21 protein-coding genes are annotated in these 22,704 nt (G+C 59.4%); 14 read left to right on the plus strand and 7 right to left on the minus strand.

The window, feature by feature from the left end; genetic code table 11:
* Both ACUM6F_RS05525 and ACUM6F_RS05530 read left to right on the plus strand, forming a co-directional pair.
* A partial coding sequence (locus tag ACUM6F_RS05525; protein ID WP_445348637.1) for a hypothetical protein occupies positions 1-300 on the plus strand: 300 nt, incomplete at its 5' end.
* Between the two features lie 199 nt (positions 301-499).
* Complete coding sequence (locus ACUM6F_RS05530) at positions 500-2,467, plus strand: PocR ligand-binding domain-containing protein (RefSeq protein WP_445348638.1); 1,968 nt, start codon at positions 500-502, stop codon at positions 2,465-2,467.
* A 35-nt stretch (positions 2,468-2,502) separates the two neighbouring features.
* Here ACUM6F_RS05530 and ACUM6F_RS05535 read toward each other — a convergent pair whose 3' ends face one another.
* The 6 genes from ACUM6F_RS05535 to ACUM6F_RS05560 all read right to left on the minus strand — a co-directional run bounded on the left by ACUM6F_RS05535 (position 2,503) and on the right by ACUM6F_RS05560 (position 8,373).
* Positions 2,503-3,318, minus strand: a complete 816-nt coding sequence (locus ACUM6F_RS05535; protein ID WP_445348639.1) for a YkgJ family cysteine cluster protein — start codon at positions 3,316-3,318, stop codon at positions 2,503-2,505.
* Between the two features lie 67 nt (positions 3,319-3,385).
* Entirely contained in the window at positions 3,386-4,144 is a 759-nt protein-coding gene (locus ACUM6F_RS05540) for an alpha/beta fold hydrolase (RefSeq protein ID WP_445348640.1), read from the minus strand.
* Between the two features lie 28 nt (positions 4,145-4,172).
* Positions 4,173-4,457, minus strand: coding sequence for a hypothetical protein (locus ACUM6F_RS05545; protein ID WP_425621373.1), 285 nt, complete (start codon positions 4,455-4,457; stop codon positions 4,173-4,175).
* A 183-nt stretch (positions 4,458-4,640) separates the two neighbouring features.
* Complete coding sequence (locus ACUM6F_RS05550; protein ID WP_425621374.1) at positions 4,641-5,360, minus strand: AbiV family abortive infection protein; 720 nt, start codon at positions 5,358-5,360, stop codon at positions 4,641-4,643.
* 26 nt (positions 5,361-5,386) lie between these two features.
* The gene (locus ACUM6F_RS05555) at positions 5,387-7,012 is read right to left on the minus strand and encodes an NAD(P)/FAD-dependent oxidoreductase (protein ID WP_445348641.1); all 1,626 of its coding nucleotides are present in this window, start codon (positions 7,010-7,012) and stop codon (positions 5,387-5,389) included.
* A gap of 80 nt (positions 7,013-7,092) precedes the next feature.
* Entirely contained in the window at positions 7,093-8,373 is a 1,281-nt protein-coding gene (locus ACUM6F_RS05560) for an MFS transporter (protein ID WP_445348642.1), read from the minus strand.
* Between the two features lie 108 nt (positions 8,374-8,481).
* On the opposite strand from ACUM6F_RS05560, the gene ACUM6F_RS05565 reads away from it, so the two are divergent.
* The 4 genes from ACUM6F_RS05565 to ligD (ACUM6F_RS05580) all read left to right on the plus strand — a co-directional run bounded on the left by ACUM6F_RS05565 (position 8,482) and on the right by ligD (ACUM6F_RS05580) (position 12,650).
* Positions 8,482-9,855 carry a SpoVR family protein gene (locus ACUM6F_RS05565; protein WP_445348643.1) on the plus strand — a complete coding sequence of 458 codons (1,374 nt, stop codon included), beginning with the start codon at positions 8,482-8,484 and terminating at the stop codon, positions 9,853-9,855.
* Positions 9,856-10,569: 714 nt separating this feature from the next.
* On the plus strand, positions 10,570-10,767 hold the full coding sequence (locus tag ACUM6F_RS05570) for a hypothetical protein (protein WP_425621378.1): 198 nt from the start codon (positions 10,570-10,572) through the stop codon (positions 10,765-10,767).
* Between the two features lie 126 nt (positions 10,768-10,893).
* Positions 10,894-11,700 carry a non-homologous end joining protein Ku gene (ku, locus tag ACUM6F_RS05575; protein ID WP_425621379.1) on the plus strand — a complete coding sequence of 269 codons (807 nt, stop codon included), beginning with the start codon at positions 10,894-10,896 and terminating at the stop codon, positions 11,698-11,700.
* Positions 11,697-12,650 carry a non-homologous end-joining DNA ligase gene (gene ligD / locus ACUM6F_RS05580; RefSeq protein WP_445348644.1) on the plus strand — a complete coding sequence of 318 codons (954 nt, stop codon included), beginning with the start codon at positions 11,697-11,699 and terminating at the stop codon, positions 12,648-12,650. Before ku ends, ligD (ACUM6F_RS05580) begins: the two co-directional genes overlap by 4 nt.
* A 175-nt stretch (positions 12,651-12,825) precedes the next feature.
* Here ligD (ACUM6F_RS05580) and ACUM6F_RS05585 read toward each other — a convergent pair whose 3' ends face one another.
* Complete coding sequence (locus ACUM6F_RS05585; protein WP_445348645.1) at positions 12,826-13,017, minus strand: small, acid-soluble spore protein, alpha/beta type; 192 nt, start codon at positions 13,015-13,017, stop codon at positions 12,826-12,828.
* A gap of 167 nt (positions 13,018-13,184) precedes the next feature.
* Between ACUM6F_RS05585 and ligD (ACUM6F_RS05590) the strand changes: the two genes are divergently transcribed.
* The 8 genes from ligD (ACUM6F_RS05590) to codY all read left to right on the plus strand — a co-directional run bounded on the left by ligD (ACUM6F_RS05590) (position 13,185) and on the right by codY (position 22,603).
* On the plus strand, positions 13,185-14,078 hold the full coding sequence (ligD, locus tag ACUM6F_RS05590) for a non-homologous end-joining DNA ligase (protein ID WP_425621382.1): 894 nt from the start codon (positions 13,185-13,187) through the stop codon (positions 14,076-14,078).
* 85 nt (positions 14,079-14,163) lie between these two features.
* Positions 14,164-15,246, plus strand: a complete 1,083-nt coding sequence (gene dprA / locus ACUM6F_RS05595; protein WP_445348646.1) for a DNA-processing protein DprA — start codon at positions 14,164-14,166, stop codon at positions 15,244-15,246.
* A 40-nt stretch (positions 15,247-15,286) separates the two neighbouring features.
* The gene (topA, locus tag ACUM6F_RS05600) at positions 15,287-17,386 is read left to right on the plus strand and encodes a type I DNA topoisomerase (RefSeq protein WP_425621384.1); all 2,100 of its coding nucleotides are present in this window, start codon (positions 15,287-15,289) and stop codon (positions 17,384-17,386) included.
* Entirely contained in the window at positions 17,383-18,720 is a 1,338-nt protein-coding gene (trmFO, locus tag ACUM6F_RS05605; RefSeq protein WP_445348647.1) for a methylenetetrahydrofolate--tRNA-(uracil(54)-C(5))-methyltransferase (FADH(2)-oxidizing) TrmFO, read from the plus strand. The genes topA and trmFO overlap by 4 nt, the downstream gene beginning before the upstream one ends.
* Positions 18,692-19,606: a tyrosine recombinase XerC gene (xerC, locus tag ACUM6F_RS05610; RefSeq protein ID WP_426377513.1), complete on the plus strand. Its 915-nt coding sequence runs from the start codon at positions 18,692-18,694 to the stop codon at positions 19,604-19,606. The genes trmFO and xerC overlap by 29 nt, the downstream gene beginning before the upstream one ends.
* 57 nt (positions 19,607-19,663) lie before the next feature.
* The gene (gene hslV, locus ACUM6F_RS05615) at positions 19,664-20,197 is read left to right on the plus strand and encodes an ATP-dependent protease subunit HslV (protein ID WP_425621386.1); all 534 of its coding nucleotides are present in this window, start codon (positions 19,664-19,666) and stop codon (positions 20,195-20,197) included.
* 13 nt (positions 20,198-20,210) lie between these two features.
* Positions 20,211-21,611 (plus strand): ATP-dependent protease ATPase subunit HslU, encoded by a 1,401-nt coding sequence (hslU, locus tag ACUM6F_RS05620; protein ID WP_445348648.1) that lies wholly within the window; start codon positions 20,211-20,213, stop codon positions 21,609-21,611.
* A gap of 209 nt (positions 21,612-21,820) precedes the next feature.
* Complete coding sequence (gene codY, locus ACUM6F_RS05625; RefSeq protein WP_445348649.1) at positions 21,821-22,603, plus strand: GTP-sensing pleiotropic transcriptional regulator CodY; 783 nt, start codon at positions 21,821-21,823, stop codon at positions 22,601-22,603.
* The last annotated feature ends 101 nt before the right edge of the window (positions 22,604-22,704 follow it).

The following is a 22,704-nucleotide window of genomic DNA, read 5'->3' on the forward strand; positions in this document are numbered from 1 at the left end:
CTTGATTTTCAAGGCTCCGCGGACCCGGGAGGGGTGTTGGCTGTCAAAGTTGAGTTAATGAAGGCCGAGATCTTGAATATCGTCGTCCGGGCCATCGTCTCAGGCACCGTAAGGCTTAACCTCGAGGAGTTCGACGGTGAAAAGTGGCGGGTTACCGACTCCACGGAGGCCCTGGAGGGAGAAACGGTCTGGCATCACCAGTTACAATGGCCCGAATTCAGGTTTTACGCGGATAACCCGGGCCCCGGCGAGGTAGAACTAAACGCCGCCGTGAGCGTAATCAAACACCACAAAGCCTGAAGCGGACCACCGTGTTACGGTGGTTTTCAGATTTTAAGAAATCGGTAATCCGATAGCGGCTGACAGAGGAATTGCCGAACTTTTCGCGAAAATACCAACTCAAAACTTTTTGTTGCCCAAACGTACCAACCATATCACGGAAGCGAGCTTCGTAAATACCCGCCTGGAATGTTTCCGAGGGTGAAGGGGGTCCCTAACATTGTCAGGGTCTGCCGACTATTCCTTCGCCGACTTAGTAGATTTGCAGGAGCTGCAGAAACTCCAAGACACTTTCTCTTCGACCACCGGATTAGCCACGTCTGTCACGCTTCCCGATGGAACGGTCCTTTCGACATCCGGGTGGACCGATTTTTGCGCGTCGTTTCACCGGAAATCGGTTATCGGCAGGCAGCGATGCCTCGAGAGTGACCGTGAAATCTTCCGAGCCGCCAGTCAAAGCGATGACTTTGTGATCCATAAATGCCACAACGGCCTGTTTGCCGCGGCAATGTCGATCAGAGTCGAGGGAGCGGACCTGGCCACGCTTGTGGTCAGCCAAGTCTTTTTTGAGGAACCCGACGAGCACTATTTCAGGAAGCAGGCGCGCGAACTCGGATTTGATGAGGAGAGTTACCTCGAGGCTGTCCGGAAGGTGCCCGTGGTAGACAAACGCGACTTTTATAACAATGCCAGGTTCCTGGGCAGCATCGCCAAGATCATCTCTTCGCTATGGCTGCAAAACAAACGGCAGAAGGTGCTGGACGAGCAGCTTCAATACGAGCGCAACAGGATGACGACCATCTTTCAAAACTCCGGTGATGCTATGCGCATCATCGGTAAGGACTTTAAGATTATCGACCAGAATAAACAGATGGAGCTGCTTTCCGGGGTTACCGCCGCCGATGCGATCGGCCGGCTTTGTTTTAATTCCTTCCATCATCCTTTCTGCGGCACGGACAGGTGTATCTTGCGCCGCATCCAGTCCGGAGAGGCGCGCATCGAGGCCCAGATGGAAATGGCGAGGAATGACGGCCGGCAGATCTTTGTCAGCCTCACTTCAACGCCGTTTATCGACGAGCAGGGGAATGTAACAGGGGTTATCGAGATTTTTCGCGACATCACTGAAGAGAAACAGATGGAGGAAAAACTCAGGTACCTGAGCCTGCACGATGCCCTGACCGGCCTCTTCAACCGCGCTTATTTCGAGGAGGAAATGGGGCGCCTGACCGTCGCCAGGCACGGGCCTGTTTCCATTATCGTTTGCGATGTCGACGCGCTGAAGATTATTAACGACACCCTGGGGCACGACACCGGCGACGAGTATCTGCGAGCCGCCGCCGAAGCCTTAAAAAAGGCCTTCAGGACTACCGACTGCGTGGCCCGCGTGGGCGGCGACGAGTTCGCCACAGTGCTCCCAAGTACGGATAACGAGGTGGCCGAGGATATCTGCTCGCGTATCCGGCAACAAGTGGCCGAATACAACCGGCAACACCCCGGCATACCGTTGAGTCTTTCCATAGGCAGGGCTACGACGGGCGATCCTGCTGTCAGCCTTTCGGAACTTTACAGGGAGGCGGACAGCAACATGTACCGGGAAAAACTCCTCAACCGTGTTTCAAAGCACAACGCGGTTATCGAGGCGGTAATGGCGGCGCTGAGGAAACGGGGTTTCATCACCGAAGGACGCACGGCTCGTTTGCAATCGCTCGCCGAAATAATAGGCAAGGCTGTCGGCCTGAGCGACGCGAAGATTGCGGAACTGCGGCTGCTGGCGCGCTTTCGCGACATCGGCATGGTTGGCATCCCCGACCGCGTTCTGCTGAAACAGGAACCGCTGACGCCTGCGGAAAAACTGACAATCCAACGCCACTGCGAGATCGGTCACCGGATCGCCTTGACGATACCGGAACTTTCGCCCATCGCCGAATCGATCTTGAAGCATCATGAGTGGTGGGACGGGACGGGTTACCCCCTTGGTTTAAGGGGTGAGGATATCCCTGTCGAATGCCGCATCCAGGCCATTGTGGATGCTTACGATGCGATAACCAGGGACGAGCCCGGCCGCCGGGCGCTCTCCGCCGCCGCCACGGCGCAGGAACTGCGGCAATGGGCGGGAAGCAGGTTTGATCCCGATCTCGTCAACATATTTGTCCATGACGTCCTGCCGCAATTGGGCTCTGGGCATTGAGCCGGTGCCCAGTGCCCAGTGCGCAGTGCCCAAAGCTATTTAACGCCCGTCGTCAGAATCCGTTTGATCTTCTCCATCACCGTTAACCCGTCTTCGTCAGGCTTACCGGCTCGCGGCCCGAAGCCCAGATGGGCGGCCATATCGGTCAGGATTTCCCGCAGCGCCTTAATCCGCCTGCGATAAAACTCCTCGTGGCTTACCTGCTTCTCGGTAATGCTGAGCTTGGCACGAAGCATATCAGGACCGTAGAGGATGGGCGTAATCATCTTTGCGGTTGCCGGGGACATCCAGGCCCGCCCGTTCAATTTCTGGTCGACGTAGGACACCAGCTCTATGTAAAGGTCGCACATCTCGTTATGAGTATGGACTTCGCTCTTATCCAGCCACTCGCCGACGGTCCACTCGCGCGCTCCTTCGTGACCCAGGCAGTAATGCATGCGCTTGATCATAAAGTAGCGTTCCTCGATTTCGGGTGTATCTCCTTGGTACGAGACCCTGACGGCGCGGCCGACGGGGAAGGAACGGCAGTTCCTGGAGCGGTGGGGGTAAAGAACGCATTTGCCATCCTGGTTAAGAAAGACACAGGGACCGTTCCGGGCGTGTTTGAGCCAGACCACCGGCCACCAGGAACCGGGGACCGTTTCAAAACCGCAGAACTCGTCAAGGAAATCCTTACCCGGCATTTCCAGGTAACGCGCCATGGTTTTCACGTCCCAGGGGTCGAGGTGGATGGTGATGCGCTGGCAGCACATACCCATACAGCGGTCCGTACATTCAAAGGTGAACTTGTCTCCCATCTGAAGGTCCTGCGAAACGACCTGGCTGATCCTGGTGAGATCTTGTTCGCTCATTGTTTTTCTCCACTTCATTACGGTATTGTCTTGCCACGCAAAAGCTTATCCCATCAGTTAATTAATGTTAAACGGTTCCCGTCGCATTAAGGAGCAGGCGCCTGAGGTTCAGCGCAAACTCCTGCGGCCTCTCGATGTGCGGATTGTGCCCGCAATCCGGAACGATCCAGAGCCGGCCGGCCTTTAAGCGCTCGTAGGCCAAAAGGGCGTGTTCAAGGCCAAACCAGTAATCACGGTCACCGGATATGATCAGCGTCGGGCATGAAACCTTTTGGAGGGTGTCTGCCAGGTTATATCCCCGGTCCCAAACGTATACGCGCTGACGGCGCAACAGCTCCCAGAGCGCCGGACCGTATTCGAGCCCGTGGACATCCTGCATGAACTGCTGGTTTTTGAGGCTTGTCCGCTCGAACGGGACGAACGTTTCCTCGCACTTCCGGATGGTAGCGTCGTTGGTAAAGTAGCCCACTGCTTCGGCAACCAGGGATTTCACGCGGTCGGGATACCGGCTGGCGAACAGCAGGGCGACGGCCCCTCCCAAACAATGCCCGCACAGGTGAACCTTTTCCAGGCCGAGGTGCTCGAGGACGGCGGCCAGTTCGGCAACCCCGTCGTCCATCAGCCAGGGTTCGATTTGCTGCCGCCTGGCCGAACGGCCAAACCCGTAGCGGTCGTAGGCAACGGCCCGGCAATCCTCTTCCAGCAAGGGCATAATCTTATCCCAGGTTTTAGACGACCAGAACCCGTTGTGCAGGAAGATAACCGGTTCTCCCCGGCCGCGGTCCTCGTAATGAATCCGGTTGTGCAGGGCAAGGAGGTCGGGCACATCATCTCATCCTTTTCTTGGCTTTTCTCTAATGCCTGGGTGTTTCTATGCCGGTTACGGGCAGGTCCTGTCCGCCGATGAGGATCTGCTGGAGAACCTGGCCCTCATAGACGATCAGGAAATACTCCGGCCAGACCTCCGCGCCGCAACAGGCCACCGGTTCCAGGGGGATGTTGGGCCAGTCCTCGCTGTAAAGCGCTTCAATGGGGGACGTGAACGTCCTGACGATGGTCCCCGCCCATTCGTTGCAGGACGGACACCGGGCGGCGATCACAATCGTCATGTCGTCGATGTCCGCGAAATTGATCCTCATGATAAAAAATTGCCTCCTTGGGGCGGAAGTCGGGCCGGCTCGTTGGTCTATTATATCTGATCCATGCACGGAATGCTAATCTCTGGCTGAAAAGCTAGGTTAAGGGGCTGGCGGTCTTCCGCCAGCGACTTTGTACAGCGTCGTTAACAATGCTCGCCGGGATAGTAGGGATTCGTAAAAAAATTAAACGCCGGGTATTCTTTCACTCTCCAGCAGCTTTGTGAGAAGCGGTTTGAGGAGCGAGGCCCACTCGGCAAGAAATTCCGGGTGGCGGGAGATGACTCCAAGACAGGAGTCCAGCGTCTCCACCCGCCTGACGACGAAGGCCAGGAGTTCGTCCAGTTCGAAATCCGGCAGGCTGTCGGGCGAGGACCACCGGCCGTCGCCGAGGTAATCGACGTAGAGGTTGAGCTGCCGTTTCCGCTCCAGCGTGCGGAAGTCGTCGACGAAAGACCTGACGTCGAATTCCCTGCTGAGCCATCCGGGGACGTCGAAGACGGTGTTCTCAAGCGCGCCCAAAACATCCATGAGTTCCTTTAAGTCGTCATCTCCCAGAGGGGTGTCGCTGTCCAAGAGTTTGAGGTGCTTTTCCAGGGGTGTCAGGAAACTTGACTCGATGAACTCAAATAGGTATTTCATGGCGTGCTTGGGGGTGTGATAGACGAGCATGTCCCAGGCTTCCAGGCCGAGAAGCCCCAGGTGGATAAGAAAGAGCACAAAAGCTTTTACCGTTTCTTCCTCGGCGAAAATAACCATGGCGTAGGCGTGGCCGTTGCTGCCGTCCTTCTTTAACAGGCGGGCGTCTTCGATAAACCTGCGCGCGTTGGCGACGGCCAGTACCGCTCCGCGGAAGGCTTCTTCGGGGCTTTCAAGGGGGACGGCCCGGGATTTCTTCTTCAGCATGCGGTTGGACACCTCGCTAGAAAATACTACCGCCGTTTGGGTCCCGGCAACTGAAGGGCGGTCAGGGGGGAGTATCTCCCGGCCACTGTCTCGGCGACCTTGATTCCGTCCACGGCGGCGGAGACAATCCCTCCGGCGTAGCCGGCCCCTTCACCGGCGGGGAAGAGACCTTTGATGCTGGACTCGAAGTTTTCGTCTCTGACGATACGTACCGGAGACGAGCTCCTGGTCTCCACTCCCGTCAGGACAGCCTCGGGGTGATTGAACCCGCGCAGTTTTTTATCGAATTCCGGGATGGCCTCGCGGATGGTTTCGACCACGTAGTCGGGAAGGGCGTTCTTCAGCTCAGCGAGCCTGACGCCTTTCCGGTACGAGGGGCGAACCCTCCCTAGGCCGGTGGACGGCCGGTCGGCCAGGAAGTCGCCGACCAATTGGGCCGGCGCGCAATAGTCCTTGCCCCCCAGCTCGTAGGCCTTCCTCTCCCACTTCCGCTGAAATTCAACGCCGGCGAGGGGGTGCCCGCTGCCGTAATCCTCAGGCTGAACGCCCACAAGAATGGCGCTGTTGGCGTTCTCGCCATTACGCGCATACAGGCTCATGCCATTGGTGCAGACGCAGCCTTCCTCGGAGGTGGCCGCCACGACGACGCCTCCCGGGCACATGCAGAAGGTATAGGCCGACCTGCCGCGGGGCGAGTGGTAGGCCAGCTTGTAGTCAGCCGCCCCCAGCCGGGGATGGCCGGCGAACTTCTTGTGCTGGGCTTGGTTAATCAGCTGCTGGGGGTGTTCAACGCGCACGCCTATGGAAAAGGGTTTAGGGGTCATGCGGACGCCCTTTTCGTAAAGCATAGCGAAGGTATCCCTCGCGCTGTGCCCGATCGCCAGGATGACGACCTCGGCGGGGATCTTCTCCCGGCCGTTGACGGCCACGCCCTTGATCCTGCTGTCTTCCACAAGAATTTCGGTAACCCTGCTTTCGAAGCGGACCGTTCCTCCCAGCCGGACGATTTTCTCCCGGATGTTTTTGACGACTGTTCGCAAACGGTCGGTCCCGACGTGGGGCTTGTGGACGTAAATGATTTCCGGCGGCGCGCCGGCCTCCACCATCTCTTCGAGGATCTTCCGGCACCGCGGGTCCCGGATTTGGGTGTTCAGCTTGCCGTCTGAAAAAGTGCCCGCCCCGCCTTCGCCGAACTGCACGTTGCACTCGGGATGCAGTTCTCCGGTAGCCCAAAAACGTTCCACCGCCTCGCTACGCGTGTCGACGTCGGGACCGCGTTCCAGGAGCAGGGGGCGGTAACCCATCTCGGCCAGGACGAGGCCGGCGAAAAGCCCCGCCGGACCCGTCCCCACCACGACCGGCGGATGACGCAGGGCGGCCGTTCCCGTCGGCACGTGCTTGTAGGTCAAGTCCGGCGTGACGGTGATGCGGCGGTTGCGCGTTCTCCTCAGCACATCCTGCTCGTTGTCGACGGCGGCGTCGACGGTATAGACGAAATAGACCGTCTCCGGGTCGCGGGCATCAATGGAGCGCTTGAAGATTTTAAAGTCCAAGAGGTCTTGCGGGCGGATGCGCAGCCTTTTGACCAGCAGCTTCGGCAAGACCGATTCGTCTTCGTCGATGCCGAGCTTTAAACCGGAAACCCTAAGCATGTGCCAATCTCCTCGCAATACAGATCTATAAGTCTCTTCAACACAGTGTCAGCCCATATTTTGCGCGCAACCGGCGGCGGTTAACCTTTACCCCCGCACAGCCGTTCCCGTTCCGGCAGGCGCCGCATCAAAAGGAGAAATACAGGCCCGAGCAGCGCTCCCGTACCCAGCGTAACAAAACCCCAGCCCCATCCCGCCTCCCCGGGGAAGGCGTCGAGGACAAAGCCGAAGACGGCGGGTGAGACCGTGGCCGCGCCGTACCCGAGGAAAGTCTGCCAAGCCATCATCCGCCCCAGACGTTCCGGCGGGGTCAGCTCGGTGATGCTCGTGGAGAAAATGGGGCTGTCGGCGACCACGGTAAGACTGTATATGACGCCGACGAGCGCCAGCCAGAAAAAAGACTGTCCCGGTAGCCAGCCGAAGGTCAGCGAGCAGGCCCCGCTAACGAGCATGATGGCCAATGCCGTGGTGATCCGCCCGATGCGGTCGGACAGCCAGCCCCCGATGATCGTGGAAAACGCGCTCAGGAGCACCGAAACGGAAGCCAGCGCTGCGGCTTTGGATGCGGCTCCGGGCGTTCCGCCGCCGACGACCTGCACCATAAAGGGCGCCAGCCAGGAACGCAAGCCGTACAGCTCCCACATGTGGGCGACGTAGGCGGCGATGATCAGGGCGGAGGGAAGCCCGGCACGCCGGGACTGTCCGGAATGCTCCCCCGCTGGGACCTGACGAGGTTTGGGAACGGCGGTCATGGCTTCGGGCATCGGCTGCCGGATTAAGTAATAGGAAGCAAGGAAGGCCAAGCTGCTGGCGATGGAGACCCAGAGATAGGCCGCCTTCCAGGGCATAAAGGCGATGAGCATCCCTGTCGCCGCGAAAGAGAAAGCCGTCCCGACCAGGTAGGACGAGACGTAAGTGCCCACGGCGCGTCCCTTCATCGCGGGAACGAGGGACGCCAGGCGCAACCCCGGCATGTACACGCCGCCGAGCCCGGCCCCGGCAAGGGCGCGGACGGCCGAGCCGCTGAGGGGGTCAAAGGCCAGGAGCGGAAAGAGCAGGTGCGACACGCAGCACAGGACCGCTCCGCCGGCGATGACGTAACGGGCGTCTACCCGGTCGGTCAGGGGCAGGGCTACAACCGCGGCGGCGATATAACCCGCCTGGAAAGACGCCAAGACGATACCAGCCTGGCCGGAACTCATGCCCCACTCGCGCTGAACGAGCGTGAGCACGGCAGGAAGGCTGAAGCTCGGCAAAAGGGCGAGGAAAAGGATAGCGCTCAGGTTCAGTACCAGCAAAAAGGGCGAGGGCTTAAGCACGGCGGTAACTCCTGCAACGTCGGATAAAGAATATCTGCTCATTTCTCCGCTTGTACAGAAAAACCTCCCTTTGCGCCGGGAAAACCGCAGCCCGCGGGGACGGCGGCGGGCTTTCCGCCCGCCCCTGTTGCATATACATCTGTAAAACAAATGACAGGGGTGAAAGCCTTGAGCGGTTCCGACATCGGCCCGGAGGTCATCGCACAGCTGCTAGCGAAGGCCAGGGAATTGGGTCTCGACCCCTTTGAGATGCGTTTCGAGATATGCCCCGCTGAGATCCTGTACACCTTCGGGGCGTACGGCATGCCCACACGTTTCAGCCATTGGAGCTTCGGCAAGGCATGGCACCGTATCAAGACGGAATACGATTATAACCTCAGCCGCATCTACGAGCTGGTGATCAACACCGATCCCTGCTACGCTTTCCTGCTGGAGGGGAATTCGCCGATCCAAAACAAGCTGGTCTGCGCCCACGCCTTGGGCCACAGTGACTTTTTCAAGCACAACGCCTACTTTGCGCCGACCTCGCGCCGGATGCTGGATACGATGGAAGCGGCGGCCGGCAGGATCTGCGGCTACGAAATGACGTACGGGCGGGAGCGGGTCGAGGAGTTCCTCGACGCGGCCCTGGCCCTGCAGGAACACATCAACCCTTACATGTACGAGCACCGCGAAGCGCCGGCTCAGGACGGCGCAGGCCCCCGTTCCCGTGCGGCGGGCCGGGGGACCACTTACGACGACCTTTGGGCATTGGACGCGCAATCCTATGGCAAATGCGAAACGGCCGACGTGAAAGCTCCGTTCCCGCCCGAAAAAGACCTTCTCCTTTTCCTGATACAACACGCGCGGGAACTGGATGACTGGCAGCGCGACATCCTCGGCGTCATTCGCGACGAGGCGCGATATTTCTGGCCGCAGATGGAAACCAAAATTGTCAACGAGGGCTGGGCCACGTTCTGGCATCTCCGGATACTGCGCGAAATCGATCTGCCGGAGAGTGAGGCCCTGGAATTCGCCAGGATGCATGCCGACCTAATTCAGGGCGCCAAATTCAAGATCAATCCCTACCTGCTCGGTCTCACCCTGCTGGAAGACATCGAAAAGCGCTACGGCCGTGAAAAACTATTCGAGATAAGATCAACCTGTAATGACGTGTCTTTTCTCCGCAACTACCTGACCAAGGAGATTGTGGAGCGCCTCGACCTGTACGTATACCGGCGCGTCGGCCACGAATGGCGCGTGGTCGAAAAGAACTGGGAACGGGTCAGGGATACCCTGGTCGAGAACCTGGTCAACTGCGGGTATCCCTACATCGTCGCGGCTGACAGTGACCATAACCGGCGCGGGGAACTGTACCTCCGGCATCTGTACGAAGGCGTGGAACTCGACGTCCTGTACCTGGAGAAGACCCTGCCGTACGTGCGCCGGATCTGGGCCCGGCCGGTCCACTTTGAAACGGTCCTGGAAGAAAAGCCGGTCGTCTTTTCGTACAACGGGGAGCGGGTCATAAGAAGGTTTATTTAGATGCCTTTATCGTCAAGTACCGACTACCTACTTTGAAAAACGGTCCATGCTATTCGGTCTGGGTTTATCACCGAAAGGACTTTGCTAAAAGCTTCACAGAACCGTTCTTAGCGAAGGGGAGATCAGCGTGGCCGCCGACGAGGACGTTCGCGGGCGCTTCCGCCGTCTAAGCGTCGGCCGTACGCTTTGCCTCGGCCTTGCCTGCGCGAACTTGTATGTGACAGAGGAAGATGCTCGTTCGCCTCGGGCGCCGGCCGAACTCCCCCGGCACTCAACTTGAGAGCTCGTTAAAGTGAATTCTTCGCTTGTAGCTAGCTCTTCGGAGAGATTGAGTTGAGTGCCGGGTCAGACAGCGGCCGACGCTTTTCCTCGGCTCACTGCGCATTCTTGGTTTATACTCCCAACGTTCGCTACGGCCAAGGCTTCGACGCGTACTTGGGTAACCTGCTGAAAACTGCGCCCGCGAACAATCCGCTTTTCATTTTCTGTGGTGCTGCATTCGGCAGGATGAGGGTCTGCTATCGACTACGGACTACTACTGAATTCAAAGACTAACGGCTGGCCGAAGGAGATTACCGTTAATAATCTCCATAATTGGTGATAATACTACCTAACGGATAAACGAACAATAACCGGTAAGCCTGCAAGGCGTCCGCCAGGCGATTAATGCGGATTAAAAGTGAAGCAGCGAAAGGAAGGAAGCAGGGAGCGACAGTGAAGAATAACGTCTACCTTTTTGAACCGAGGAAACGCGTGGGATTACGCCGCGGCAAGAGTCTGAGGAAACACGGCGCGCGCGGCCCCCTGAACGAGCGGGAGTTCTGGCGGCGCGTGATGCAACACCGCTTGAAGACAGTCGGGATTTTCCTTGCCCTGGTGGCTGCGGTCACCGCCATCTCCCGCCTTTCGTAACGGTTCGCGTGCATACCCGGATCGCTGAAAACCCCGACAAACCCGGTCGGGGTTTTCTTTTGCCTGCGCCTGCAAAGACTAGGTGCAAGATGCAGCGTGAAAGACAACGTAAGGTGGTGAGCTCCGGTGCGCGCGATTTGGAAGGGATCGGTGTCCTTCGGGCTTATCTACATCCCGGTAAAGCTTTACACGGCGACCGAGAAAAAGGATGTGCGCTTCAATATGCTGCACCGCGCCTGCAAGACGCCCATCCAGTACCGGCGGTACTGCCCTCAGTGCCGGGAGGAGGTCAGCCTGGAGGACGTGGTCCGCGGTTACGAGGTGGACAAGGGGCGGTACGTGATCATAGAGGACGAGGAACTGGAAGCCCTTGAAGAGGGGGGCCGGCGCAGCATCGCCCTGCTGGACTTCGTAGACCTGAACGAAGTGGACCCGATCTTTTACGAGAAGTCTTACTATCTCGCCCCTGCGGAGGGAGGCGAGAAGGCGTACGAGCTGCTGAAGCAGGCCATGCGCGAAAGCGGAAAGGCCGCCGTGGGCCGGGTGGCCATTCGCACCAAGGAGAGCCTGGCTCTCGTGCGGGCCAAGGAACGGGTCCTGGTAATGCATACCATGCTTTTCCCCGACGAGGTCCGCAAGCCGGCCCTGATCCCGGAACTGCAGTACGACGTCAAGATCCACGAAAACGAAAGCAAGATGGCCCTCAGGCTGGTGGAAAACCTGGCGGCCCGTTTTGACCCGGACAAGTACGGCGACGAACGCCGCAAGGCCGTGCTGGAGATAATCCGGGCCAAGGCCGCCGGGGAGCACGCCGTCGTCGTCGCTCCGCAACAGGCGGAAAAAGTGATCGATCTCATGGACGCTCTCAAACGAAGCATTGAAGAAACCAAGAAGGGCAGGAAAACGCCAAAGCGCCGGGAGGCCAAGGCATGACTCTGCCTCTCCTGCGCCCGATGCTTGCTTTTCCCTCAGAGCCTTTTTCGAGCAACGAGCACCTCTTTGAAATCAAGTGGGACGGTTACCGCTGCCTCGCCTACCTGGATGGCGGGACGGTCCTGCGTTCCCGCAATCTCATCGACCTTACCCCGGCGTTCCCGGAACTAGGCCGCTTAAACGCCCTGGCAGACTCTCTGCCTGTCATCGTGGACGGAGAGATTGTGGTTACGGTCGATGGGAAACCTAGCTTTTCGGTTTTGCAGCGCAGGGGGCGCCTGTCCGACCCGCAGCGCATCGTGCGGGCCGCCGAAGAAACACCGGCGTTGTTCGTCGCTTTTGACATCCTGTACCGCAAAGGACGGCCGGTGATGGAAGAGCCGGTCGAGACGCGGCGCGAAATGCTGCGCGCAATCTTCGCCGATGTTTCCAGCCTCGTGGTCAGCGACTATGTGATCGGGAACGGGGAGGAGTTCTTCCGGGCCTGCACCGCCGCGGGGATAGAAGGGATGGTCGCTAAAAAACTGGGCAGCCCCTACCTCCCCGGCAAACGCTCGCCCTTATGGCGGAAGGTGCGTTCAGCGAAAGAAGCCGATCTGGTTATCTGCGGCTGGGAAGAGGGCCAGAGACGGAGAAAGCTGGGGGCGCTGATCCTAGGCGCGTACCGGGATGGAGCGCTGGTTTTCCAGGGTAAGGTGGGAAGCGGTTTTTCGGAAAAAGAGGAAGACGCGCTCCTTGAGGCCATGGCTAAAATTGCCGTGCGTGATCCTCCTCTGGCCGTTCCCCGGGACCGCCCGCTGCGCCGTCCGCATTGGGTCCGACCGCTCTTGGTCTGCACGGTGAAGTTTACAGAGACGACAGCTGACGGTTACCTAAGGCATCCCAGCTACCAGGGCCTGCGATGGGATAAGGAGCCGGCGGAATGCGGGATCGTCGCCCTACAGGCCTGAGTTTCTATTGTAGGGCTTACCAGTGTTTCGGGACCCGTCCCTGGTAGGAAACCAAAACAAGGTGCAGCGGGTTGTTTACCGGATTCGACCACTTGTGGAAGTCATCTTAGCCAAGTAAGATCCGCTGCACCTTGTTGCCCTTATTATGCCCTGTGCCAACGGTTTTATAAGGCCATTATTCGGTTCCCGCCACTCTGTCCATCGATTCCTGGCCGGCCCGCACCAGTTTTTTCACAATGTTCTCTCCGATCTTTCCGGCTTCAACGGCAGAAAGTTCTTCGCCGCCCTTTTTAAGATCGTCTTCCAGTCCCGGCCCGCGGGCCGTTTCAAGCTTCAGTCGTTCCGTGCGGTTGGTGTTCTTTGTCATCCGGCACCACCTCTAAAAGGATTTTCAAGAGCCTGCTGCGAACAGCCTCGTACAGATGCTCAAACATATGTTTTGCCCGAGTTCGGTAAACTATGCCGTACATTTTGCCTGTCCCGGACCGACAATATTAAAGGTACGGGAAGCTGCAGGCGCGGGGGTGAAGAACAATGACGCTGGTGCAAGTCCGCGGGCGCCGGCTGGGGCTCACCAACCTGAACAAGGTTTACTGGCCGGACGGGCGGACCAAGGGAGACCTGATCGCTTATTATACCGCGGTTGGCGAGTACGCCATCAGGTACCTCGAAGGACGGCCGGTGGTCATGAGCCGATATCCCGACGGCATCACCGGCAAGCACTTTTACCAGAAGGAGCGCCCCGAGTCGACCCCGGAGTGGATCGAAACCGTCCCGGTGGCCCACGACGAAGGGATGCGGATCGTGAACTACGTGGTCTACCGGGGCCTCGAAACGCTGGTGTGGCTGGCGAACCTGGGCTGCATCGAGATGCATTCTTGGATTTCTAAGGTTGGAACGCTGGCCCACCCGGATATCGCCGTCATCGATTTGGACCCGGCGGAAGGAGCGACCTTTGAACAGGTCGTGGAAGTGGCCCGGCTGGCCCGTACGGCTTTGCGCGAGTTCGGCCTCAACGGGTTTCCCAAGACCTCGGGGGCTACGGGCCTGCACGTGTTCATTCCTGTTGAGCCGCGGCATACCTTCAGCGAGGTCACGCGGGCGATGAAGATCATCGCCGAGTTTATCGTGCGGATTTGCCCCTTTGCCACCATTGAACGGATCGTCAGCAAGCGGACGGGAAAGGTTTACGTGGACTACCTGCAAAACACCTTCGGCAAGGCGATGGCCTTCCCTTACAGCGTCCGTCCCCGCCCCGGCGCGCCGGTTTCCGCCCCGCTCAGGTGGGAGGAGCTGGAAAGGCCGGCATGGCGGCCGGATGACTTCAACATGGACAGCATGCCGGAGCGCCTCAGGACCGCAGGCGACCTTTACGAGGGGTTCTTCGACGCGCGGAGTTCGCTTGAGGGCATCCTGGCCCTCGGGTGACGCTTTTTATTGGCCGCCTGCAGGAAAAATCAGGTTGGAGCCGAAGTGTGGTCACATCACGCCTAGGTCCTAGGACGGTGTTTTGATGTCGCGCGCGTTTTGGATAGGGTGGGCCCTGGCCGTTCCCGCGGGGGGCCGCAGAATCATCGGACTGCGCGAGTGTTTCGGTTCGCTGCGCGAAGCCTGGCTGGCCCCTGTGGGCGACGAGCGGCTGCGCGGGGTTGAGGCCGGAGCCGCCAGGCGCCGTCAGATCGACCCCGAAAAGGAACTGGAGAGGCTGTCCCGAAAGGGGATCGGATTTGTAACCTGGGAAGATAGCGACTACCCGGCGCGCCTGCGTCATATCTTTGATCCGCCGGCCGTAATTTTCTATAAAGGACGGCTTGCCTCCGAGGACGACCTTGCGGTCGCCGTGGTTGGCTCGCGGCGCTGCACATACTATGGCCGGGCGGTGGCCGGCAACCTTGGAGAGGAACTGGCCAAAGCCGGGGTGACCGTCGTCAGCGGCATGGCCAGGGGGATTGATTCCGCGGCCCACCGAGGGGCGCTGAAGGCTGGCGGAAGAACGGTCGCTGTGCTCGGAACGGGTTTAGATGTCGTTTACCCGAGGGAAAATACTAAGCTGATGCAAGAGATCGCGGAAAACGGCGCTGTTTTAAGCGAGTTCGGCCTGGGCGTCCGGCCCGAGCCCTGGAATTTTCCTATACGCAACCGCATCATCGCGGGGATCGCGCGCGGCGTGGTTGTCGTCGAGGCCGCGGAACGAAGCGGGGCGCTGATTACGGCCGACCTGGCCCTGGAGAGCAACCGCGACGTGATGGCCGTTCCCGGCCCGGTGACCAGCCCGACGTCCAGGGGGGTCAACAGGCTGATCAAACAGGGGGCCCGCCTTGTGGAGGGCGTGGAGGACGTCCTGGACGAACTGGGCCTGTTAGAGTTGTTTCCCGGCCATGCCGAGGCTCTTGCTGCAGTCAGCCTGTCTTCCGACGAAGAACTGGTGCTGGGGATCCTCCGGGAGCAGGGGGGGCCGGTCGGCGAAGACGACCTTATCGGCCGAAGCGCTCAATCCCCCGCCCGGGTTACGGCCGCCCTGGCCTACCTGGAGATCAAGGGGCTTGTCACGCGCCTGCCGGGAAGGTTATACTGTATCTCATACTGTAAGAGGTAATCACTGGAAATACATCAGGGTATGCATTGAGGTGGAATGTTTGTCGAAAACCCTTGTCATTGTTGAATCTCCGGCCAAGGCCAAAACGCTTACCAAGTTCCTGGGGAGAAAGTACCAGGTCCTGGCGTCTATGGGCCACGTCCGCGACCTTCCCAAGAGCCAGTTCGGCGTTAATGTAGAAAAGGGTTTTTTACCCAAGTACATTACGATCAGGGGAAAGGGCGACACCATTTCGGAACTGCGCAACGCCGCCAGAAAGGCTGACAAGGTCCTGCTGGCCTCCGACCCCGACCGGGAAGGGGAGGCCATCGCGTGGCACCTGCAGCAACTGCTTAAGATTGACGATGACGCGCCCTGTCGCATCGAGTTCAACGAAATCACCAAGAAAGCGGTGGTCGATGCGTTGAAACACCCCAGGCGCATCGACCAGAACCGCGTCAATGCCCAACAGGCGCGCCGGATCCTCGACCGCCTGGTGGGCTACAACTTGAGTCCGTTGCTGTGGCGCAAGGTCCGCAGGGGGCTTAGCGCCGGACGCGTGCAGTCCGTTGCGCTGTACCTGATCTGTGAGCGGGAGGACGAGATCGACGCCTTTGTTCCCGAGGAGTATTGGACGCTTGCCGTGATCCTGACGAAGGACGGCGATAAGATCGAGGCCAAGCTCTTTAAACGCAACGGGGAAAAGGTGACCGTCCGCTCGAAGGAAGAAATGGACAGGATCATGTCCGAGCTTGAAGGCGCCGCCTACAGGGTGGTCGAGGTCAAGCGCAAGGAGCGGGTCAAAAATCCGCCGCCGCCCTTCACCACGAGCACCCTTCAGCAGGAAGCCAACAGGAAGCTGAATTTCACCACACGCCGGACGATGATGGTCGCCCAGCAACTTTACGAGGGCCTCGATATCGGCAAGGACGGCCATACCGGTCTGGTCACCTACATCCGCACCGATTCGGTCCGCGTTTCGAGCGAGGCCCGGGAAGAGGCCGCAAGGTTTGTCGCGGAACACTTCGGACCGGAATATCTTCCCAAGCAGCACCATTTTTACGGCAGCAAAGGGAAGGTACAGGACGCGCACGAGGCCATCCGCCCCACCTCGGTGGCGCGGCACCCCGATTTGATCAAGAACTTCCTGACCAGCGACCAGTATAAACTCTATGCCTTGATCTGGTCGCGGTTCGTGGCCAGCCAGATGGCCCCGGCCGTCATCGACACCACCCGCGTGGATATCGCGGCCGGTAGATATCTCTTCCGGGCAACCGGGGCTATCGTCAAGTTCCCGGGATACACCAGGGTTTATGCCGATGAGCATCCAGAGGAAGACGAGGGGCGCATTCTGCCCCCCTTGCAAGAGGATGACGTTCTCAAGGTCACTCGGCGTGTGCCCAAGCAGCACTTCACTCAACCGCCGCCGCGCTACACCGAGGCCATGCTGGTGCGGGCCCTGGAGGAGAAGGGCATCGGGCGTCCCAGTACTTACGCGCCCGTGGTCGAGACCATCCAGAAGCGCGGCTACGTCGTCCGGCGGGGCAAGAACCTCTTTCCTACGGAACTGGGGCGCAAGGTCCTGGATCTGTTGAAAGAGTATTTCCCCGACGTGATCAACGTCGAGTTCACGGCCGAGATGGAGGAAAAACTGGACCAGATCGAGGACGGCGACATCGACTGGGTAGCCGTCCTGGATGCTTTTTACGCTTCCTTCCGGGATGACGTGGCCAAGGCCGAGCAGGAGATCGGCAAGATCCCCCTTGAGGAAGAACAAGAAGAGGTCACCGACGAAATCTGCGAGTTCTGTGGGCGCAACATGGTCGTCAAGACGGGCCGGTACGGCCGTTTCCTCGCCTGTCCGGGGTTCCCTGAGTGTAAAAACGCCCGCCCCATCCTTGAAGAAACCGGCCAAGCCTGTCCCAAGTGCGGTGCGAAGGTTGTCGTGCGGCGGACCAGGAAAGGGCGGACTTTCTTCGGCTGTTCCGCTTACCCTAAGTGTGACTTTGTCACCTGGGATACCCCTGTCAACGAGAAATGCCCACAATGCGGTACTTTTCTGGTCCAAAAACAGACAAAGAAAAATAAGACGTATTACTGTGCCAATCCGGAATGCACGTTCAGGGACAAGCAACAGGCTGCCGGAGGCCAAAAACAGTGAACTCCGCGCCCGTAACAATTGTCGGAGCCGGGCTGGCCGGCTCGGAGGCGGCGTGGCAGGCGGCCAGGCGGGGAATCCCCGTAAGGCTGTTCGAGATGCGCCCCTTTAAATCCACGCCCGCCCACCGAACAGGGGATTTCGCCGAATTGGTCTGTTCCAATTCCTTGCGGGCGGCGGCCGTCACCAACGCCGTGGGACTTTTAAAGGAAGAGATGCGTCGCCTCGGTTCCTTGATCATGCACGCCGCCGACAACGCGCGGGTGCCGGCCGGAGGGGCCCTGGCCGTCGACCGGGAGCTCTTTGCCAAGACGGTCACCAGGAGCCTGGAAGCCGAACCCCTGGTCGAGATCGTCCGCGAAGAAGTGCGCAGGGTTCCGGACCGGGGCCTGGTCGTGATCGCCACCGGACCCCTGACGGCGGGGGACATGGCTGAAGACATCAAGCGCATTACGGGCGCCGAGTCTTTCTACTTCTACGACGCGGTGGCGCCCATCGTCACCCTGGAGTCCCTGAACATGGACAAGGTTTTCCGCTCGTCGCGCTACGACAAGGGCGAGCCGGCCTACCTGAACTGTCCGATGACCGAAGAGGAGTACGACCGCTTTTATCGCGCTCTTGTGGATGCGGAAAGGGTCCCGCTTAAGACCTTTGAAAAAGAAATCCATTTTGAAGGCTGCATGCCGGTCGAGGTTCTGGCCTCGCGGGGACGGGAAACGTTGTTGTTCGGGCCGCTGAAGCCGGTCGGGCTGGTCGACCCGCGTACGGGGAAGCGGCCTTTCGCCGTCGTCCAGCTCCGGCAGGACAACGCCGCCGGTACTTTGTACAACCTGGTGGGTTTTCAGACCAACCTGAAGTGGGGGGAACAGCAGAGGGTCTTCAGACTGATCCCGGGCCTGGAGAACGCGGAGTTTGTCCGGTACGGGGTCATGCACCGGAACACTTACATCAACGCCCCCCTGGTGCTGGCGCCCACTCTCGAGTGCAAAAAACGCCCCAGCCTCTTTTTCGCGGGCCAGATATCAGGGGTGGAGGGCTACGTGGAATCAGCGGCCGGCGGTCTCATCGCCGGCCTGAACGCGGCCAGGCTGGCCCGCGGTCTCGCCGCCGCCCCCTTCCCCGAGGTGACGGCGCACGGGGCTCTCATGCGTTACATCGTATCGGCCGACCCCCGTTACTTCCAGCCGATGAACGTCACCTTCGGGCTGTTCCCGCCCCTGGAAAGGCGCGTTAAAGACAAGAAGACGCGCTACCAGGCCTACGCCGACCGGGCTTTACAGGCCCTGGAATCCTGGATGAGGGAGTTAGGTGACTTTGCCGATTTACCACTACGTTGACAGCTTCATGGCTTACCTGCGGGTGGAGCGGGGCGCATCGCCCCGGACGCTGGAAGCCTACCGGAGCGACCTTTTTCAGGGCATCGACTTTTTGGCCCGGGAGTTGCAAAAGGATGATGCGGCCCTGCAGCCGGGGGACGTCGACCACCTTTTGTTCCGCCGATATTTGGCCCACCTGGGCCAAGCCGGGCTGGCCCGTTCGAGCATCGGGCGCAAGGTGGCCGCCTGGAGATCTTTTTACAGGTTTCTGGCCAGGGAGAACATCGTACCGGCCAACCCCCTGGGCCGGGTCCAGGGACCGAAACAAATGAAGAAGCTCCCGCCGACCCTCTATCCCGACGAGGTCAAGGCCGTTATCGAAGCCCCCGGCGATACGCCTGCCGGGCTGAGGGACCGGGCCTTTTTGGAAACCCTTTACGCCGGTGGCATTCGCGTTTCGGAACTGGTTGGCCTCGATCTGGGGGACCTGGACCTCGCGGCGGGATTTATCCGCGTTCTCGGCAAGGGCAACAAGGAAAGAATTGTCCCGCTCGGCTCATATGCCGTCCGCGCGCTGAAGAAATACCTGGATGACGGGCGGCCCTTGCTTTTGGAAGGCGGGAAGGACGAGACGGCCGTGTTTTTGAACTACCGGGGCGGGCGGCTCACCGTGCGGGGGGTGCGGAAGATACTGAACAAATATCTCGATCAACTGGCGCGGGAGCGCAACATCAGCCCGCATACCTTCAGGCACTGCTTTGCCACCCACCTGCTGAACGCCGGGGCGGATCTCCGGGCGGTTCAGGAACTCCTTGGCCACGCCAGGCTGTCCACCACGCAAATCTACACGCGCGTAACGGCCGACCGGCTGCAGGAAGTATACCGGAAGGCCCACCCGCGAAGCTAGTGCCATAACGTATCATATAATCTTAAGAGTTTAGCATTCCGGTAGGGGGGAAGTCGCTTGGAGTTTCACGGAACGACCATCGTGGCCGTCCGCAGGGACGGGAAGACCGTCCTCGCCGGCGACGGCCAGGTCAGCTTCGCCCAGAACGTGGTGATCAAGGCCAAGGCCAAGAAGATCCGGCGCCTGTACAAGGACAGGGTCCTGGCCGGCTTCGCCGGCGGGGTGGCCGATGCCTTCGCCCTCTTTGAACGTTTTGAGGCTAAGCTGGAGGAGTTTCACGGGAACCTGCCCCGGGCGGCGGTGCAGCTGGCCAAGGAATGGCGGACCGACAAGGTGCTCCGTAAGCTGGAGGCGATGCTGATCGTGGCCGACCAGGCGAACATCCTGCTGATCTCCGGCGGCGGCGAAGTCATCGAACCCGACGACGGAGTTCTGGCCGTCGGTTCGGGCGGCCCCTTCGCCCTGGCGGCGGCCCGCGCTCTGATACGGAACACCGGGCTTCCGGCTGCCGAGATCGCCCGCCGGGCCCTGGAAATCGCCGCCGAGATATGCGTCTACACCAACGAATCAATCACCGTGGAGGAACTGTAAGGAGGAAGCAGCCTTGGACTTCAATCTCACGCCTCGCCAGATTGTGGCTGAACTCGACCGCTACATCGTGGGTCAGAGGCAGGCCAAGAGAGCCGTCGCTGTCGCGTTGCGCAACAGGTACCGCCGGGCGCGCCTGGCAGAAGACCTCCGCGACGAGGTCATGCCCAAGAACATCCTGATGATCGGCCCGACGGGCGTGGGCAAGACCGAGATCGCACGCCGGCTGGCTAGACTGGTAAACGCTCCGTTTGTAAAGGTTGAGGCCACCAAGTTCACCGAGGTCGGGTACGTGGGCCGCGACGTTGAAGGGATGGTCCGTGACTTGGTGGAGACCGCGGTGCGTATGGTCCGCGAGGAAAAACTCAGGGATGTCGAAGAGAGTGCCCGCCGGATGGCCGACGAGCGGATTGTCGAATACATGGCGCCGGCTCCCCAGGCGCAAAACTATAGCGCCAACCCCCTCGAACTGCTCTTCGGAGGGGGGCGGCAGCAGCAGAACGACCAGGATGCGCGCGACCGGCAGCTCAAACGCCTGGAATTCGAGCGGGAAACGCTCCGGCAAAAGCTGGCCCGGGGCGAGTTGGAACGGGAATACATCGAAATAGAGGTTGAGGAAGCCAGTCCCTCGATGCTTGAAGTTTTTTCGGGCCAGGGCGTGGAGGAGATGGGGATCAACCTTCAGGACGTCCTAGGCAATATTTTTCCTAAGCGCAAGAAGCGCCGGAAGGTAACGGTGGCGGAGGCGAGGAAGATCCTGACGCAGCAGGAGGCCCAGAAGCTGATCGATCCCGACGAGGTCAACAGCCTTGCCGTGCGCAGGGCCGAGGAAAGCGGGATCATCTTTTTGGACGAGATCGACAAGATCGCCGGCTACGAGAGCGGCCGGGGACCCGACGTTTCCCGCGGCGGCGTGCAGCGCGATATCCTGCCGATCGTTGAAGGTTCGACGGTCAACACCAAGTACGGCCCCGTACGGACCGATCACGTACTTTTTATCGCCGCCGGGGCTTTCCACACGGCGAAACCGTCGGACCTCATCCCGGAACTGCAAGGCCGTTTCCCGATCCGCGTCGAACTGCAGGCCTTGGGACAGGACGAATTTCTGCAAATCCTGACCGAACCGCAAAACGCCTTGATCAGGCAATATCAGGCGTTATTAGCCACTGAGGGCGTTAATATAGAATTTTCGCATAATTCCCTTGTCGAGATAGCGAAGATCGCATATACTGTTAATGAGCAAACGGAGAATATCGGCGCCAGGCGCCTTCACACCGTCCTGGAAAAGCTTTTGGAGGACATTTCTTTCGAAGCGTCCGAGCTTACGGAGAAAGAAATCGTGATCGACGAACACTACGTGAGTAATAAACTCGGGGATATCGTCAGACAGGAAGACCTGAGCAGGTACATACTATAAGAGAGGTCAGAGGCCGGACTCGAAGAAATTCGCAGGGCGAACACCGGATTTTAAAAGGGGTCGGAGGTTATACGTGAGGAAACTCCTTCTGTATTTCTCTGATTTTTAACTAGAGTCAGAGGCCGGATCTCGAGAAAACCTCGTGGTCCGGCCTTCTTTTGAGCAGGCGGTTTTCAAACATTGGCCGGATCAGAAAGCGAGGGATGGGCTTGGGAAGCCTTCTGGATAAATCACGGCAGATCAACAGGCTGTTGCAAAAGTCGGCAGGTTACCCCGTAAACTTTGGCGAAGTGGCGCAAATCCTGGGTAAGAACCTCAACGCCAACGTCTACCTCCTTGACGAGTCAGGGAAAATCCTCGGCTCCGATTTTATGCCGGGTTTTGAGTGCGAGATGGTTGCAAGGATCGTCAGGGAAGCAAATTTCCCGCAGGAATACAACGATTGGCTGCTGCAGATCGGCAACACGTACGCGAACTTTTGCCAGACCGCCAACTCCTGCGTGTTCGAAAGCGGGAAGAACTGTCACTACAGCGGCAAGGTGACGACGGTGGTCCCCATCGTGGGCGCCGGAAAGAGGCTCGGCACCCTGGTGGCGGCCAAGTTCGACCAGGAATTCACCGAGGAGGACCTTGTGCTTGCGGAGCTGGGCGCCACCGTTGTGGGCATGGAAATCTTGCGGGAACGCGTAGACAAGATGGAAGAAGACGCCCGCCGCCGCGCCGCCGTGCAGGTGGCTCTGGGGACACTGTCCTATTCGGAACTGGACGCCGTACGCCACATTTTTGAGCAGCTCAACGGCGAGGAAGGCCTTCTGGTCGCCTCCAAGATCGCCGACCGCGTGGGTATCACGCGCTCGGTGATCGTCAACGCCTTGCGGAAGTTCGAGAGCGCTGGGGTCATCGAGTCCAAGTCGCTCGGGATGAAAGGGACTTACATTCGCGTCCTCAACGACCAGTTGCTTAAGGAACTGCAAAGGCTGAAACATAACTAGAAGGTTTTGTCGCCGAGTTTCTTCAATAAATGGCGGGAACATAGAGGGACCTGTGGAGGTCTTTTTATTTTTCTGCGGAAAACTTGCGGTGTGTTGGATGT

It is taken from the genome of Desulforudis sp. DRI-14, assembly GCF_052618305.1.

Coding starts and splice junctions, on each gene's coding strand:
- ACUM6F_RS05535 (WP_445348639.1), bottom strand. CDS start 3,318: ATGAGCGAACAAGATCTCACCAGGATCAGCCAGGTCGTTTCGCAGGAC.
- ACUM6F_RS05545 (WP_425621373.1), bottom strand. CDS start 4,457: ATGAGGATCAATTTCGCGGACATCGACGACATGACGATTGTGATCGCC.
- ACUM6F_RS05550 (WP_425621374.1), bottom strand. CDS start 5,360: ATGCTGAAGAAGAAATCCCGGGCCGTCCCCCTTGAAAGCCCCGAAGAA.
- ACUM6F_RS05555 (WP_445348641.1), bottom strand. CDS start 7,012: ATGCTTAGGGTTTCCGGTTTAAAGCTCGGCATCGACGAAGACGAATCG.
- ACUM6F_RS05560 (WP_445348642.1), bottom strand. CDS start 8,373: ATGAGCAGATATTCTTTATCCGACGTTGCAGGAGTTACCGCCGTGCTT.
- ACUM6F_RS05565 (WP_445348643.1), top strand. CDS start 8,482: ATGACAGGGGTGAAAGCCTTGAGCGGTTCCGACATCGGCCCGGAGGTC.
- ligD (WP_445348644.1), top strand. CDS start 11,697: ATGACTCTGCCTCTCCTGCGCCCGATGCTTGCTTTTCCCTCAGAGCCT.
- ACUM6F_RS05585 (WP_445348645.1), bottom strand. CDS start 13,017: ATGACAAAGAACACCAACCGCACGGAACGACTGAAGCTTGAAACGGCC.
- ligD (WP_425621382.1), top strand. CDS start 13,185: ATGACGCTGGTGCAAGTCCGCGGGCGCCGGCTGGGGCTCACCAACCTG.
- dprA (WP_445348646.1), top strand. CDS start 14,164: ATGTCGCGCGCGTTTTGGATAGGGTGGGCCCTGGCCGTTCCCGCGGGG.